At 72.8% G+C, this 14,857-nt stretch carries 14 protein-coding genes; 11 read left to right on the top strand and 3 right to left on the bottom strand.

What is annotated here, in order from left to right; all coding sequences use genetic code 11:
* Positions 1-57: 57 nt before the first annotated feature.
* Positions 58-1,869, bottom strand: a complete 1,812-nt coding sequence (locus ACFXG1_RS26035; RefSeq protein WP_384720297.1) for an AMP-dependent synthetase/ligase — start codon at positions 1,867-1,869, stop codon at positions 58-60.
* A gap of 416 nt (positions 1,870-2,285) precedes the next feature.
* On the opposite strand from ACFXG1_RS26035, the gene ACFXG1_RS26030 reads away from it, so the two are divergent.
* The 6 genes from ACFXG1_RS26030 to ACFXG1_RS26005 all read left to right on the top strand — a co-directional run bounded on the left by ACFXG1_RS26030 (position 2,286) and on the right by ACFXG1_RS26005 (position 7,676).
* Complete coding sequence (locus ACFXG1_RS26030; protein ID WP_384720300.1) at positions 2,286-3,068, top strand: metallophosphoesterase; 783 nt, start codon at positions 2,286-2,288, stop codon at positions 3,066-3,068.
* A gap of 196 nt (positions 3,069-3,264) precedes the next feature.
* The gene (locus ACFXG1_RS26025; protein ID WP_384720302.1) at positions 3,265-3,714 is read left to right on the top strand and encodes an SRPBCC family protein; all 450 of its coding nucleotides are present in this window, start codon (positions 3,265-3,267) and stop codon (positions 3,712-3,714) included.
* The gene (locus ACFXG1_RS26020; protein WP_384744747.1) at positions 3,714-4,916 is read left to right on the top strand and encodes an ArsA family ATPase; all 1,203 of its coding nucleotides are present in this window, start codon (positions 3,714-3,716) and stop codon (positions 4,914-4,916) included. The genes ACFXG1_RS26025 and ACFXG1_RS26020 overlap by 1 nt, the downstream gene beginning before the upstream one ends.
* A 75-nt stretch (positions 4,917-4,991) precedes the next feature.
* Positions 4,992-5,495, top strand: a complete 504-nt coding sequence (locus ACFXG1_RS26015) for a DUF5304 domain-containing protein (protein ID WP_384719603.1) — start codon at positions 4,992-4,994, stop codon at positions 5,493-5,495.
* A 206-nt stretch (positions 5,496-5,701) separates the two neighbouring features.
* A complete protein-coding gene (locus ACFXG1_RS26010) occupies positions 5,702-6,649 on the top strand; it encodes an ROK family glucokinase (RefSeq protein WP_384719605.1) in 948 nt (315 codons plus the stop codon).
* Positions 6,650-6,917: 268 nt separating this feature from the next.
* Positions 6,918-7,676, top strand: coding sequence for an endonuclease/exonuclease/phosphatase family protein (locus tag ACFXG1_RS26005; RefSeq protein WP_384744745.1), 759 nt, complete (start codon positions 6,918-6,920; stop codon positions 7,674-7,676).
* Positions 7,677-7,746: 70 nt separating this feature from the next.
* On the opposite strand, the gene ACFXG1_RS26000 is transcribed toward ACFXG1_RS26005, so the two are convergent.
* The gene (locus ACFXG1_RS26000) at positions 7,747-8,346 is read right to left on the bottom strand and encodes a hypothetical protein (RefSeq protein ID WP_384744743.1); all 600 of its coding nucleotides are present in this window, start codon (positions 8,344-8,346) and stop codon (positions 7,747-7,749) included.
* Positions 8,339-9,118 carry an alpha/beta hydrolase gene (locus ACFXG1_RS25995; RefSeq protein ID WP_384724482.1) on the bottom strand — a complete coding sequence of 260 codons (780 nt, stop codon included), beginning with the start codon at positions 9,116-9,118 and terminating at the stop codon, positions 8,339-8,341. Before ACFXG1_RS25995 ends, ACFXG1_RS26000 begins: the two co-directional genes overlap by 8 nt.
* 265 nt (positions 9,119-9,383) lie before the next feature.
* On the opposite strand from ACFXG1_RS25995, the gene ACFXG1_RS25990 reads away from it, so the two are divergent.
* The 5 genes from ACFXG1_RS25990 to ACFXG1_RS25970 all read left to right on the top strand — a co-directional run bounded on the left by ACFXG1_RS25990 (position 9,384) and on the right by ACFXG1_RS25970 (position 14,758).
* Positions 9,384-10,130, top strand: a complete 747-nt coding sequence (locus tag ACFXG1_RS25990; protein ID WP_384716384.1) for a lysophospholipid acyltransferase family protein — start codon at positions 9,384-9,386, stop codon at positions 10,128-10,130.
* A 193-nt stretch (positions 10,131-10,323) separates the two neighbouring features.
* Positions 10,324-11,547, top strand: a complete 1,224-nt coding sequence (macS, locus tag ACFXG1_RS25985; protein ID WP_384716381.1) for a MacS family sensor histidine kinase — start codon at positions 10,324-10,326, stop codon at positions 11,545-11,547.
* Positions 11,544-12,305, top strand: a complete 762-nt coding sequence (locus ACFXG1_RS25980) for a response regulator (RefSeq protein ID WP_384716378.1) — start codon at positions 11,544-11,546, stop codon at positions 12,303-12,305. Before macS ends, ACFXG1_RS25980 begins: the two co-directional genes overlap by 4 nt.
* 269 nt (positions 12,306-12,574) lie before the next feature.
* Complete coding sequence (locus tag ACFXG1_RS25975; protein WP_384716375.1) at positions 12,575-13,603, top strand: 6-phosphofructokinase; 1,029 nt, start codon at positions 12,575-12,577, stop codon at positions 13,601-13,603.
* A 147-nt stretch (positions 13,604-13,750) separates the two neighbouring features.
* Positions 13,751-14,758, top strand: a complete 1,008-nt coding sequence (locus tag ACFXG1_RS25970) for a 2-hydroxyacid dehydrogenase (RefSeq protein ID WP_384712331.1) — start codon at positions 13,751-13,753, stop codon at positions 14,756-14,758.
* Positions 14,759-14,857 lie beyond the last annotated feature (99 nt).

Here is a 14,857-nt window from a genome sequence, read left to right as displayed (position 1 = left end):
GCCCGGGCCCGGCCCGGCCCGGCGCCCCTGGCAACCAGGGCCCGGGGAAGCCTCACCTCACATGTGGTAAATGGCTTCGATCTCGTCCGCGAAGTCCTTCGCGACCACGTTCCGCTTCAGCTTCAGCGACGGCGTCAGATGCCCCGCCTCCTCGGTGAACTGCGTCCCGAGGATCCGGAACCTGCGGACCGACTCCGCCTTGGAGACCGCCGCGTTGCCGTCGTCGACGGCCCGCTGGATCTCGGCCAGCAGATCCGCGTCGTCCCGCAGCGACGCGGCCGTCGAACCCGCCGGTTTGCCGTGGCCCGCGGCCCAGCGGCCCAGGAACTCCTCGTCGAGGGTGATCAGCGCGCCGACGAACGGCCTGCCGTCCCCGACGACCATGCATTCGGCGATCAGGGCGTGGGCCCGGATCCGGTCCTCGATGACCGCCGGGGCGACGTTCTTGCCGCCCGCCGTCACCAGGATCTCCTTCTTCCGGCCGGTGATCGCGAGATAGCCGTCCTCGTCGAGGGTGCCGATGTCCCCGGTGTGGAACCAGCCGTCGCGCAGGGCCTCCGCCGTCGCCGCCTCGTTGTTCCAGTAGCCCTCGAAGAGGTGCTCGCCGTGGAGCAGCACCTCGCCGTCGTCGGCGATCCGCACCACCGTGCCCGGCAGCGGCTGGCCGACCGTACCGATCTTCTGCCGGTCCCACGGGTTGAACGCCGTGGCCGCGCAGGACTCGGTGAGTCCGTACCCCTCCAGCACGGTGAAGCCGATGCCCCGGAAGTAGTGGCCGAGCCGCTCGCCCAGCGGCGCCCCGCCGGAGATCGCGTACTCGCCGCGGCCGCCGAGCACCGCGCGCAGTTTGCGGTGGACCAGCCGGTCGAAGAGCGCGTGCCGGACCCGCAGACCGAACGACGGGCCGCGCGGGGTGTCGAGCGCCCGGCTGTACTCGATCGCGGTCAGCACCGCCCGGTCGAAGATCGCGCCCTTGCCGTCGGCCTGCGCCTTCGCCCGCGCCGAGTTGTAGACCTTCTCGAAGACGCGCGGTACGCCGAGGATCACCGTGGGCCGGAAGGCGGCCAGATCGTCGGTGAGGGTCTTGATGTCGGGCAGTGTGCCCAGCTTGATCGGCGCCATCACGGCCGCCAGCTCGACCATCCGGCCGAAGACGTGCGCGGCGGGCAGGAAGAGCAGGACCGAGCTGTCGCCGGTACGGAACAGGGGCTTCAGCCGCTCCACGATATTGCCGCACTCGGCGAAGAAGGCGCGGTGGGTGAGGACGCAGCCCCGCGGCCGCCCGGTGGTGCCCGAGGTGTAGACGATCGTCGCGACGTCGTCGGCCTTGAGGCTTCCGCCGCGCTCGTCCACGGTCGCGTCGGCCACACCGGTCCCGGCGGCGGTCAGGACGTCGATCGCGTCCCCGCCGGGCTCGTCGCCGTCGAGCCGCCACACCGAGCGCAGCTTCGGCAGCCGGTCCCGTACCGACGCCACCGACTCCGCGTGCGCGGCCGACTCCACGACCACGCCCACGGCGCCGGAGTCGGCGAGGATCCAGGAGATCTGCTCGGCCGAGCTGGTCTCGTACACCGGCACGGTGACCGCGCCGGCGCTCCATATCGCGAAGTCGAGGAGTACCCACTCGTAGCGGGTACGGGACATCAGGGCCACCCGGTCGCCGGGCTCGACACCCGAGGCGATCAGCCCCTTCGCGGCGGCCTTGACCTCGGCGAGGAACTGGCGGGCCGTGACGTCGACCCAGCCGTCCGGGGTCCGGCGGCCCATGACCGCGACATCGGGGTGCTGAGCGGCGTTGCGGTGGATGAGGTCCGTCAGGTTCCCGTCGGCCGGGACCTCGTACAGAGCCGGAAGGCTGAACTCGCGCAAGACTGCTGCTCCTCATCGGGCGCCGGCGCCACAGCTTCGTGGTGGGGGTGCACTGGGCTGCCCGGACGTTACCCACCGGTAGTGCTCTCCGGGTAGGGGGTTCCGGCCAGATGTTCCGTGCGTCACACCCTCCGTGGAGGGCGTACGGCTGTGGTTCGCGCAGGGTAGTCCCACGGTAAGCCACCGGCCCGCCAACGGGGAAGAACACCAGGTCCGGGGCGGGGCCGCGGCCGGGTATCGCCGGGGTCCACCGGATCTGGCGGGCGGCGGCGGTCCCGCCTAGGGTGATCGACGGGGCGGAAGGGGCACCCGGGCACCCGGGCGCCGATGCGGCGGACGCCGCGGAAGGCGCACGGACGCCGCGGAACGAAGCGGAACGCACACGGGCGCCGTGGAACAAAGGGGAGGCCGTACGGGTGAGCACACGGATCCACGTCGTGAGCGACGTGCACGGCAACGCGGCCGACCTGGCCGCCGCCGGCGCCGGCGCGGACGCCCTGGTCTGCCTGGGCGACCTCGTCCTCTTCCTCGACTACCACGACCACTCACGCGGGATCTTCCCCGACCTCTTCGGTGTCGAGAACGCCGATCTGATCGTGTCGCTGCGTACGGCCCGCCGCTTCGAGGACGCCCGTGACCTGGCCCGACGCCTCTGGGCCGAGCTGGATACCGCGGGCCGGGGCCGGGACGAGCTGATCGAGGAGGCCGTCCGCCGCCAGTACGCCGAGCTGTTCGCGGCCTTCCCCGTGCCCACGTACGCCACCTACGGCAATGTCGACATCCCGGGTCTCTGGCCCGAGTACGCCCGCCCCGGCGTCACCGTCCTCGACGGGGACCGCGCCGAGATCGGCGGACTCGTCTTCGGCTTCGTCGGCGGCGGTCTGCGGACCCCGCAGCGCACCCCGTACGAGATCTCCGACGAGGAGTACGCGGCCAAGGTCGAGGCGCTCGGCGATGTGGACGTGCTGTGCTCCCACATCCCGCCCGAGGTGCCCGACCTGACGTACGACACCGTCGCCCGCCGCTTCGAACGGGGCAGTGTCGCCCTGCTCGACGCGATCCGCCGGGTACGCCCCCGGTACGCGCTCTTCGGCCATGTCCACCAGCCGCTGGTGTCCCGGATGCGGATCGGCGCGACCGAGTGCGTCAACGTCGGCCACTTCGCGTCGAGCGGACGGCCGTGGGTCCTGGAGTGGTGAGGGCCGGGGGCCGGGAGCGGAAGCGGACGGTACGGCTCCGCCCGGGGCGCCGGGCGACCGCCCGGGGCGTGGAACGGCGGCCCCCGCGGGCGCGATAGCCTTCACACCACGTATTCACCCCTTGACCCCCGGAGACCCCGCGGAACCGACCGCGTCGGGCCGGGGTACCGGGACCGCACTGTGAGGAGCCGCGGCGATGGCGGAACACACCAGCTCGAGCATCATCATCGACGCGGCGCCCGCCGAAGTCATGGATGTGATCTCGGACTTCGACCGCTACCCCGAGTGGACCGGAGAGGTGAAGCAGGCCGAGGTCGTCTCCCGTGACGCCGAGGGCCGGGCCGAGGAGGTCCGGCTCGTCCTCGACGCCGGGGCGATCAAGGACGACCACACCCTCGCGTACACCTGGAACGGCCCTGACCAGGTCAGCTGGACCCTGGTGAAGTCCCAGATGCTCCGGGCCATCGACGGCTCGTACACCCTGCGCCCGGTGGACGGCGGCGGGAAGACCGAGGTCACCTACCGGCTCACCGTCGACGTCAAGATCCCCATGCTCGGCATGATCAAGCGCAAGGCCGAGAAGGTCATCATCGACCGCGCGCTCGACGGCCTGAAGAAGCGCGTCGAGAGCGGAACCGCCTCCTGATGCGTACGGTCCTCGTCACCGGCCTCGGCGGCGCGGGCCGTACCACCGTCGCGGCGGCCACCGCGGCGGCCGCCGCCCGGCGCGGCCGTCGCACCCTGCTGCTGTCGGCCGGGCCCGGACACGCGCTCGCCGCCCCGCTCGGACTCCCCGCACCGCCCACCGCGACCCCCGCCGAGACGGCCCCGGGGCTCTGGGCCACGCGCGTCGACTCGGCGGCCGACTTCCGCGCCGAACTCCTCGAACTCCAGCGGCGGGCGGCCCCGGCCCTCGACCTCCTCGGCGCGTCCCCGCTGGCCGACGAGGAGCTGACGGAGCTCCCGGGCAGCGCCCAGTTCGCCCTGCTCCGGGCCATCGCCCGGGAGGCCGCCAGGACCCCGGCCTGGGACCTCGTCGTGGTCGACCTGCCCCCGCTCGCCGAGGCCACCGACCTGCTCGCCCTGCCCGAGCGGCTCCGCCGCTATCTGCGCAGGCTGCTGCCCCCCGAGCGACAGGCGGCCCGCGCCCTGCGGCCCGTACTCGCCCAGCTCGCCGGGGTCCCGATGCCCGCGCAGTGGCTGTACGAGACCGCCGCCCGCCGGGACGGCGAACTGGCCGCCGTCGAGGCCCTGCTCGCCGGCCCCGGGACGACCGTACGCGTCGTCGCCGAACCGTCGCCGTCCGCGACCGACGCGCTCCGGGCCGCCAGGCCGGGGCTCGCGCTCTACGGACTGCGGGTCGAGGGCCTCGTCGCCAACCGCGTCCTGCCCGCCCACTCCGCCGACCCCTGGCTCTCCGACCTCGCCGCCCGGCAGGAGAAGTGCCTGGACGAGTGGGCCGCCTGGGACGAATGGGGCGGCGACCCGGTGCTGTGCCGCATACCCCACCTGGGACACGACCCGCGCGGCGCCGACGATCTCGACCGGCTCGGGGTACCGGCGGAACGGGACGGCGCCTTCCTCGGCCCCTCGGATACCGGCGTCACCGATCTGCGGGCCGACGAGGGACTCCTGACCTGGACCATCGCCCTGCCCGGCGCCGCCAAGGAGGACATCGGACTGGTCCGCCGCGGCCGGGAACTCGTCCTCACCGTCGGACCGTTCCGCAGGATCGTTCCCCTGCCGTCCGCGCTGCGCCGCTGCACCGTGAGCGGCGCCGGACTCACCGACGGCGTCCTGACCGTCCGCTTCACCCCGGACCCCGGGCTCTGGCCCGCACAGGGCTGAACGGTCCGCGCCCGGTCGGGTACCGTCGAACGTACGCGGGGAACCCGCCCCGACGCGCCTGTGCAGGAGTACGAGATGAGCGATGCCACCGAGCGTCCCGCCGACGCCGACGCGTCCGCCGACCCCTGGGCCGACGCGTGCGCCGAGGACCTGGAGGCGGAGAAGGCCCGCCGCCGGGCCGAGTACGGGACCCCGCCCGGCAGCGCCGGTGAGGAGCTGCGCAAGCTGTTCGGCGCCGTCGCCGACAAGGTCACCGAGTTCCAGTCGTCCCTGCCGGGGATGGCCGCGCAGAACGCCGTCCAGCAGGTCGTGAACCAGGCGAAGTCCGCGATGGAACCGGTCATCGACCGCAATCCCCAGGTCTTCGACCACCTCGCCGCGGCGGGCGGGGAACTGCTCGCGGCGTACCGCTCCGCCGTCCAGGGGCAGGAGAACCGCTGGACCCGGCAGGCGGAGACCCCGGAGAGCCGGGCGAAGGCGGAGACCCCGGAGACGCCCGGGACGAAGCCGGACGACCCACGGGGCGACGACCCCAAGGGCGACGGGCCCGCGCCGGGCGAGCAGATCGACCTCGACTGACCCGGGAGACCGCGCCGCGCCCTCGTGTCCCTTCCGCCCCATCGCTCCCGGCGGTCCGGCCGGCTTGATCTCCAAGTGATCACGACCGGGTCGCCGATGATCACAGACGGCCGGAAAGCGCCCCGCCTCCGGTACGGTGGCCGGGCTGGACCGCATCTCAGGACGACCGGTACGACGGGTACGACAGGGACACAGGGGCACTGGGCATGGGACTCACCATCGGCGTCGACATCGGCGGAACCAAGATCGCGGCGGGCGTCGTCGACGAGGAAGGCACCATCCTCGACACCCATACCGTGCCCACCCCGTCGAGCCCCGACGGCATCGTGGACGCGATCTGCGCCGCGGTCGACGGCGCCCGGTCGAGCACCGGCGACGACATCGAGGCCATCGGCATCGGAGCGGCGGGCTACGTCGACGACAAGCGCGCCACCGTGATCTTCGCCCCCAATATCGACTGGCGCCACGAACCGCTCAAGGACAAGGTCGAACAGCGCGTCGCGCTGCCCGTCGTCGTCGAGAACGACGCCAACGCGGCGGCGTGGGGCGAGTACCGCTTCGGCGCGGGCCGCGGCCATCACGACGTCATTGTCATCACCCTCGGCACCGGGCTCGGCGGCGGCATCATCATGGGCAACAAGCTCCGCCGGGGCCGCTACGGCGTCGCGGCCGAGTTCGGACACGTCCGCGTGGTACCCGACGGGCTCCTGTGCGGCTGCGGCAGCCAGGGCTGCTGGGAGCAGTACGCCTCCGGGCGGGCCCTCGTCCGCTACGCCAGGCAGCGCGCGGCCGCCACCCCCGACCAGGCCGCCATTCTCCTCGGCCTCGGCGACGGCACCGTCGAAGGCATCCAGGGCCAGCACGTCAGCGCCGCGGCCCGGCAGGGCGACTCGGTGGCCGTGGACTCCTTCCGCGAACTCGCCCGCTGGGTGGGGGCGGGGCTCGCGGACCTGGCGTCACTCTTCGACCCGTCGGCGTTCATCATCGGCGGCGGGGTCTCCGACGAGGGCGAACTCGTCCTCGAACCGGTCCGCAAGTCCTTCCGCCGCTGGCTCGTCGGCTCCCAGTGGCGCCCCCACGCCCAGGTCCTCGCGGCACAACTGGGCAACCGCGCGGGGCTGGTCGGCGCCGCCGACCTTGCCCGCCAAGGCTGATCTTTGCGGGGAGCGCCGTCGTGGTGACCCTCTCGTTTCCGGCCGCCCCCGGTGGGTGGTTGCTCGCGCAGTTCCCCGCGCCCCTAAAAACCCCGGGGGTACCGCTTCATGCCCCGCGCTCACCAAGGACGTGGGCAACGGCATCCAGGGGCGCGGGGAACTGCGCGAACAGCCACGGACGGGGCGCGGCCGTCACTCAAGGGTCACCAACAACGGCGCCCCCCTTCGACATGCCCCAGCGGTGCTTCGGGGCCGTAAGAATGGGGGCATGTCGATCAGGCCATTGCCCAACTCCCGTGCCGGGGACGACGGATCAGCCGTCGTCCGTGTGCTCAGCTACAACGTCCGGTCCCTCCGCGACGACGAGGACGCCCTCGCCCGCGTGATCCGCGCCTGCGCCCCGGATCTGGTGTTCGTCCAGGAGGCGCCCCGGTTCTTCCGGTGGCGGAAGCACGCCGCGCGCCTCGCGGCCAAGACGGATCTCGTCGTGCTGTCCGGCGGGGCGACCGCCGCGGGCCCGTTGCTGCTGTGCTCGTTGCGGGCGACCGTCGACCGTACCGAGGACGTCCTGCTGCCGCTCACCCGAGGCCAGCACCGCCGCGGGTTCGCGACCGCCGTCGTACGGTTCGGGGGCTCCGCGCCGCTCGGTGTCGTCAGCTGCCATCTGAGCCTCCAGCCCCGGGAGCGCTACGCCCAGGCGGGGATGCTGCTGGACCGGCTCGCCGCGCTGGGGACGCCGTACACCGTCGCCGCCGGGGACATCAACGAGGAGCCCGGCGGACCCGCTTTCCGCCGGATCGCGGCGGATCTCCAGGACGGCTGGGCCACCGCCCCCTGGGGCGGTGAGCACACCTTCCCCCAGACCTCGCCGAGCAAGCGGATCGACGCGGTCTTCGCCGGCCGGGGCGTGGAGGTCCTGGGCTGCGGGGTGCCGTCCGAGCTGCCGGGGGTCTCCGCGGCGGACCTGGCGGCGGCCACCGACCATCTGCCGGTCCTGGCCGCGCTCACGGTGCCCGCCGCGATCTGAGACCACCGCATCGGACGACGGCGCGTCGGACGACACCGCGTCGGACGACACCGCATCGGACGGCGGCGCCTCAGACGACGGCGCCCCGACCCGGGTCCGGGTCCTCCTCGTCGTCCCCGTCCGACATCCGGGCCACCAGGGTCGCGAAGCCGCCGAGGAAGCCGCCGACGCAGAGCGTCGTCAGCCACCAGGTCATATCCCACCGGAGGACGACCGCGACAAGCATCAGCACCGGTCCGCCGATCACCGCGAGCCAGGCGAACTTGGCCGTGGTGTCGGCCTCCGGCAGCGGCGGCGGCTCGGGCGGGACGAAGTGGCCCTCGTCGGTCTCGTCGAGATCCTCTTCCGCGGGCTCCGCGGGCGAGTAGTCGCGGGGCCCGGCGCCGCCGACCCCGGGGGCGAAGGTGATGGACGCGCCGAGCCGCGGCGGATCGGCGGGCCCGGCGGTGTCGTCGTCACCGGCGCCCTCGGCCGGTTTCTCCTCCGGCTCGGGCGCGGCCGGCTTGTCGTTGGCCTGGACCTCGAGACGGGCCAGGTCCTCCACCGACTTGAACGGCTTGGCGCCCGGCGGGTCCGCCGGCTCCGTGCCGTATCCGGCGACGATCGCCGCCCAGGCGGCTTCCTCGTCGATGGGCTGTGGTTCGCGGTCCGCGTCGTGTTGCTCAGTCACCGGTCTGGCTCCTCTTCGTCTGCGCGCGCGGAGCGAGCCGGTCGATGAACGCGTGACTCCTGTGGAAGATCTGCTCCGCGTCATGGTCCAACGTCGCGACGTGGTAACTCTGTTCCAGTACGACCTCGGTGACGTCCGTGGACGAGACCCGGCTGAGGATCCGCGCCGAGTCCGCCGGATTCACCACATGGTCGACGGCGCTGTGGAGCAGTAGCAGTGGCTGGGTGACCTGGGGCAGCTCGCCGTCGACGAGCCGGGTCAGCTGGAGCAGCGAGTACGCGGCCCGGACCGGTACCTTCTCGTACCCCACCTCGACCACGCCCGGCTTGGCGATATCGCTGGCCACGCCCGGGGACGACCGGACGAAGTGCCGCACCACCGGCAGTACCCGGGCCGCCGTGCCGTGCAGCCGGTTCAACGGGTTGACCAGGACGATCCCGCTGATCGCGGTGCCGTGCTTCGCGGCGAGCCGCAGGGTGAGCGCGCCGCCCATGGAGAGCCCGAAGACGAAGACCCGGGAGCAGCGGTCGGTCAGCTCCCGCAGGGCCCGGTCCACCTCCGCGTACCAGTCCTGCCAGCCGGTGAGCTGCATGTCCTGCCAGCGGGTGCCGTGTCCCGGCAGCAGCGGCAGGGAGACGGTGAGGCCGCGCTCGGCCAGATACTCCGCCCAGGGGCGCAGGGACTGCGGGGAACCGGTGAAGCCGTGGCAGAGCAGGACACCGATCTCGCCGCCGTCGTGGCGGTACGGCTCGGCTCCGGGGAGGACCGGCACCGGGATCTCCTTTCGGGGTCGGGGCCGCGGCGGTACCGACCCGGCGGCAGCGGCGGCCCCGGTCGGGTGGCGGAGCACGACGGCTCGGGGGGTCTGCTTCACGGTACGCGACCGGGGTGACACCGACCAGATCCGCCGCCTCGCGGCGGCCGGGATCACCCACCGGCTCCGCCCGGGTACGTGTCGCGCCGCCACCGGGCCCGTGCGGGGAGACGGGGGCCGTCGCGGGTTAAGGTCTGGACTACAGCAACAGGAGGCACTTGAGTTGATCTACGGCGCTATGAAGTTCTCCGTCGGAGGGGGGCTGAAGCTCGCGTTCAGACCCTGGGTGGAGGGACTGGAGAACATTCCCGCCGACGGTCCGGCCATCCTCGCGAGCAACCACCTCTCCTTCTCCGACTCCTTTTTCCTGCCCGCGGTGCTGGACCGCAAGGTCACCTTCATCGCCAAGCAGGAGTACTTCACCTCCCCCGGGGTCAAGGGCAGGCTCACGGCCGCTTTCTTCAAGGGCGTCGGCCAGCTCCCCGTGGACCGCTCGGGCGCGCGCGGCGCGGGCGAGGCCGCGATCTCGGCCGGGATCAAGGTGGTCGAGAACGGCGGCCTCTTCGGGATCTACCCCGAGGGCACCCGCTCCCCGGACGGCCGGCTCTACCGCGGCAAGTCCGGCGGACTGGCCCGGGTGGCGCTCGCCACCGGCGCCCCGGTCATCCCCGTCGCCATGATCGACACCGAGAAGATCCAGCCGCCGGGCAAGGTCGTGCCCAAGCTGATGCGCCCCGGGATCCGGATCGGCGCTCCGCTCGACTTCACCCGCTACCAGGGCCTGGAGAACGACCACTTCATCCGGCGGTCGCTGACCGACGAGGTGATGTACGAGATCATGAAGCTGTCCGGCCAGGAGTACGTCGACATCTACGCGACGGCCGCCAAGCGGCAGCTCGCCGACGAGAAGAAGGCGGCCGAGAAGCTGGCCGCCGAACGGAAGGCCGCGGAGCGGGCCGAGGCCGCCTGACCGGCCGCGCCCCGGCGCCGCGCGGGAAGCGGCGGCCGGGAGCGCGCGCGGACGTGGGGCGCCGGGGCTCGTGACACGGGGCTCGGGGGGAATCCCGGCGACGGAGAACCGGAACGGGGCGCGGGGGCGTCCGGAGGGCAGAAGCCGCGGCACGGCCGGGGCGGGAACGGAAGCGGGCGGGGGAGCCGGGGAGATGGCCGGGCGCGAGCGGGTCGTACAGATGTCGGTCGAGCTGCCGCTGTGGCGCGCCCTCGCGGGCTATCGCGTCCTCACGATGCTCTACGCGATCCTGCTGCTGCCCCTCAACCCCGACAAGTTCGAACGCCCCTGGGTGGCGTACGCCTTCCTCGCCTTCCTCGTGGTGTGGACCCTGGCCACCCTGCCCTTCGTCCGCAACGCCGCGAGCTGCACCCGGCCGTTCCTCGCCGCCGATCTGACGATCGCCGTCACCGGCATCATGCTGACCCCGGTCGCCGACTTCGACGCCCAGCGGGTCGACGGCCCCACCCTGCCGTCGATATGGACCGCGGGTTCCGTCCTGGCCTTCGCGATCAAGGGCGGCTGGCGCTGGGCGGGCCTCGCCTCGTCCCTGGTCGCCATCGCCAATATGGTCGAACGCGGCGACCCCACCGGCGACACCTTCCACAACGTCCTGCTGGTCTGGGTGGCGTCCATCGCCATCGGATACGTCGTCGAGGTGGCCCGCGCCTCCGAGCGCACCCTCGCCCGCGCGCTGGAGATCGAGGCCACGACCCGCGAACGGGAGCGGCTGGCCCGGGACATCCACGACGGCGTCCTCCAAGTGCTCGCCATGGTCCAGCGCCGGGGCACCGCGATCGGCGGGGAGGCCGCGGAGCTGGGCCGGATGGCCGGGGAGCAGGAGGTGGCGCTGCGTACCCTGGTCTCCTCCGGGCTCCTGCCGGCCAGCCGGGCGTCCGAGGACGTCTCCCAGGGCGCCATCGTCCGGGCGGTCGACGACGACCCGGCGGCCGGGGACGGCGTATGCGATCTGCGGTCGCTGCTCGCGCCCCGTGCCGGTGCCCGGGTCACGCTCTCCGAACCCGGTGCCCCGGTACTGCTCCCGGCCGCCGCCGCGACCGAGCTGGCGGCGGCTGTCGGTGCCGCGTTGGACAATGTGGAACGCCATGCCGGGGAGGGCGCCCATGCCTGGATCCTGGTCGAGGACTGGCCCGACGAGGTGATCGTCACGGTCCGGGACGACGGACCGGGGATCCCGGAGGGGCGGCTCGCCCAGGCCGAGGGTGAGGGGCGGCTCGGTGTCGCGCTCTCCATCCGGGGCCGGCTGCGGGATCTGGGGGGAGCCGCCGAGCTGGTCTCGGTCCCGGGGCAGGGCACGGAAGTCGAGTTGAAGGTCCCGCGGGCCGTGGGGGCGCGAGGGGGGAAGGACGGATCATGACGGAGCGTACCGAGGGGCGGACGACCCGGGTGATGGTCGTGGACGACCATCCGATGTGGCGCGATGCCGTCGCCCGCGATCTGGAGGCGGCGGGCTTCGACGTCGTGGCCACCGCGGGCGACGGCCAGCAGGCCGTCCGCCGGGCGAGAGCCGTGACACCCGATGTGCTCGTCCTCGATCTGAACCTGCCGCTGAAGCCGGGGGTGCAGGTGTGCAAGGACCTGGTGGCCGCCCTGCCGGGGCTGCGGGTGCTGGTGCTCTCCGCCAGCGGTGAGCACGCGGACGTCCTGGAGGCGGTCAAGTCCGGCGCCACGGGCTATCTGCTGAAGTCGGCGAGTACGGAGGAGCTGACCGACGCGGTGCGGCGCACCGCCGACGGCGACCCGGTCTTCACCCCCGGTCTCGCCGGTCTGGTCCTCGGCGAGTACCGCAGGCTGGCCACCGACCCGGCCCCGGCCGCGGACCAGGGCGAGTCCAAGGCGCCCCGGCTCACGGAGCGGGAGACCGAGGTGCTCCGGCTGGTCGCCAAGGGGTTGTCGTACAAGCAGATCGCGGAACGGCTGGTGATCTCGCACCGGACCGTGCAGAACCACGTTCAGAACACGCTCGGCAAGCTTCAGCTGCACAACCGGGTCGAGTTGGTGCGGTATGCGATAGAGCAGGGCATCGACACCCCTGACACTCCTGATACCCCTGACACTCCTGTCACTCGCGACGTCCCCGAGGGGCCGGCCGCGGCGGGCGCGGCGACCGTCTGATCCGGGCGCGGACCAGGCCCCCGGCGCGGTCCCCGGCGCCGCCCCCGGCGCGGCCGTGGCGCCGAACGGGTGGGGTACGGCGCTCGGCCGTGCGCCGTCGCACTCGTACGAGTGAAAGCTTCCTTTCCCACCCGTCCCGCGCACCCCGCTGACCAGGGCCTGGACCGGCCCCTACCGCAGGGCTATTGACCCTCGCCGCCACTCGTAGTGACCTGGATCACGATTAGCGTGACCGGTCCTAGGGCTCATCTGGCGAAGGGATTTCTTCCATGCGCGTCGGAGTACTGACCGGGGGCGGGGACTGCCCCGGCCTCAACGCCGTCATTCGCGCGGTCGTCCGCAAGGGCGTCCAGGAGTACGGGTACGAGTTCACCGGCTACCGGGACGGCTGGCGCGGACCGCTCGAAGACGACACCGTTCCGCTCGGTATCCCGGTCGTCCGGGGCATCCTGCCCCGCGGCGGCACCATCCTCGGTTCCTCGCGCACCAATCCGCTCAAGACCCCCGACGGCATCCGCCGGATCAAGGAGAACCTCGCCAAGGCCGAGGTCGACGCGTTGATCGCGATCGGAGGCGAGGACACCCTGGGGGTCGCAGCCCGGCTGCACGACGAGTACGGCGTCAAGTGCGTCGGCGTTCCCAAGACCATCGACAACGACCTGTCGGCCACCGACTACACCTTCGGCTTCGACACCGCCGTGGGGATCGCCACCGAGGCGATCGACCGGCTGCACACCACCGCCGAATCGCATATGCGCGTCCTGGTCGTGGAGGTGATGGGGCGGCACGCGGGCTGGATCGCCCTGCACTCCGGGCTCGCGGGCGGTGCCAACGCCATCCTCATCCCGGAACAGCGCTTCGACGTCGACCAGGTGTGCGCCTGGGTCACCTCCCGGTTCAAGGCCACCTACGCGCCGATCGTGGTGGTCGCCGAGGGCGCCATGCCCAAGGACGGCGAGATGGTCCTCAAGGACGGCACGCTCGACTCGTTCGGGCACGTCCGGCTCTCCGGCGTCGGCGAATGGCTGGCCAAGGAGATCGAGAAGCGCACCGGCAAGGAGGCCAGGACCACCGTCCTCGGCCATGTCCAGCGCGGCGGCACCCCCAGCGCGTTCGACCGCTGGCTGGCCACCCGGTTCGGTCTGCACGCGATCGAGGCCGTCCGGGACGGTGACTTCGGCCGGATGGTCGCCCTGCGCGGCACCGATATCGTCCGGGTCCCGATCGCCGAGGCCACCGCCCGGCTGAAGACCGTCGAACCCGCCCTGTACGAGGAGGTCGGGGTCTTCTTCGGCTGACCGGCGCGCCGGACCTCCGGCGGGAGCCGACCGCCCCGCCGGACCCTTCGGCGCGCCCGGGTCGCGGGCCGCTCCCGGGTTCGTATAGTCACCCGGGACGGCCCGCGGCCATCGCGGGCGCACCGGCACCGCGAACGGGAGCACCGCGTGGAGATCCTCGCCTTCGGAGTGCAGGCGGACGAGAAGCCGCTGATCGAGCGGGCCTTCGCCGGACAGTTCGAGGTCCGCTGTCTGGAGGTCTTCCTCGACGCCGACACCGCGCCCATCGCGGCGGGCCACGAGGCGATCTCCACCAGCGTCAACGCCGACCTCAACGCCGGGGTGCTGCGGACCCTCGCCGCCGGGGGCACCCGGATGATCGCCCAGCGGTCCACGGGCTTCAACAACATCGATCTCGACGTCGCCGCCGAACTGGGCCTCACCGTCGCCCGGGTCGAGTCGTACTCCCCGTACTCCGTCGCCGAGTTCGCCTGGACCCTGGCGACCGCCGTCAACCGGCGGATCGTCCGGGCCGCGGGCCGTACCCGGGACTTCGACTTCCGGCTCGACGGCCTGCTGGGCCGCGATCTGCACGGCCGGACCGCCGGGGTCCTGGGCACCGGCCGGATCGGCGCCGCCTTCGCCGCGATCGCCCACGGCTTCGGGATGCGCCTGCTGGGCTGGGACATCGCCGAGAACCCCGAGTGCGCGGCGCTCGGGATGGAGTACACCGACAAGGAGCGGCTCTTCGCCGAGGCCGACCTCATCAGCCTGCATGTACCGCTGCTGCCCGCCACCCATCACATCGTGGACGCGCCGGCGCTGGCGACGATGAAGGACGACGTGGTCCTCGTCAACACCAGCCGCGGCGGACTGATCGACACCGAGGCCCTGGTGGAGGAGTTGCGCCGGGGCCGGTTCGCCGGGGTCGGACTCGACGTCTACGAGGCGGAGGCCGGGCTCTTCTTCCTCGACAAGTCCCTCGAAGCGGTCGCCGACGACACCCTCGCCCGGCTGATGACCTTCCCGAATGTGCTGGTCAGCTCCCACCAGGCGTACTACACGGAGGAAGCGGTCCGGCAGATCGTGGAGACCACGGCACGGAACGTGGCCGACTGGGCGGCGGGCCGCAGCTCCGGCAACGTCCTGATCCCGGCGGATCACGGATCGCGGTAGCCGGGGGACCGGGTCCGATCCCGGCGCCCGGTGCCCGGCGCCCCGGGGGCCGGGCACACGCCGTGCGCCCGGCCCCCGGGTACGCCCCCGCGGGGCTCC

Origin of the sequence: Streptomyces sp. NPDC059248 (assembly GCF_042753905.1) — a bacterium.
GTDB lineage: Bacteria > Actinomycetota > Actinomycetes > Streptomycetales > Streptomycetaceae > Streptomyces.
The sequence above is the reverse complement of the archived record's forward strand: the minus strand, read 5'-3'. Positions and strand labels throughout refer to the sequence as shown.

Coding starts and splice junctions, on each gene's coding strand:
- ACFXG1_RS25980 (WP_384716378.1), top strand. CDS start 11,544: ATGACGGAGCGTACCGAGGGGCGGACGACCCGGGTGATGGTCGTGGAC.
- ACFXG1_RS26005 (WP_384744745.1), top strand. CDS start 6,918: ATGTCGATCAGGCCATTGCCCAACTCCCGTGCCGGGGACGACGGATCA.
- macS (WP_384716381.1), top strand. CDS start 10,324: ATGGCCGGGCGCGAGCGGGTCGTACAGATGTCGGTCGAGCTGCCGCTG.
- ACFXG1_RS26015 (WP_384719603.1), top strand. CDS start 4,992: ATGAGCGATGCCACCGAGCGTCCCGCCGACGCCGACGCGTCCGCCGAC.
- ACFXG1_RS26020 (WP_384744747.1), top strand. CDS start 3,714: ATGCGTACGGTCCTCGTCACCGGCCTCGGCGGCGCGGGCCGTACCACC.
- ACFXG1_RS26010 (WP_384719605.1), top strand. CDS start 5,702: ATGGGACTCACCATCGGCGTCGACATCGGCGGAACCAAGATCGCGGCG.
- ACFXG1_RS25975 (WP_384716375.1), top strand. CDS start 12,575: ATGCGCGTCGGAGTACTGACCGGGGGCGGGGACTGCCCCGGCCTCAAC.
- ACFXG1_RS26025 (WP_384720302.1), top strand. CDS start 3,265: ATGGCGGAACACACCAGCTCGAGCATCATCATCGACGCGGCGCCCGCC.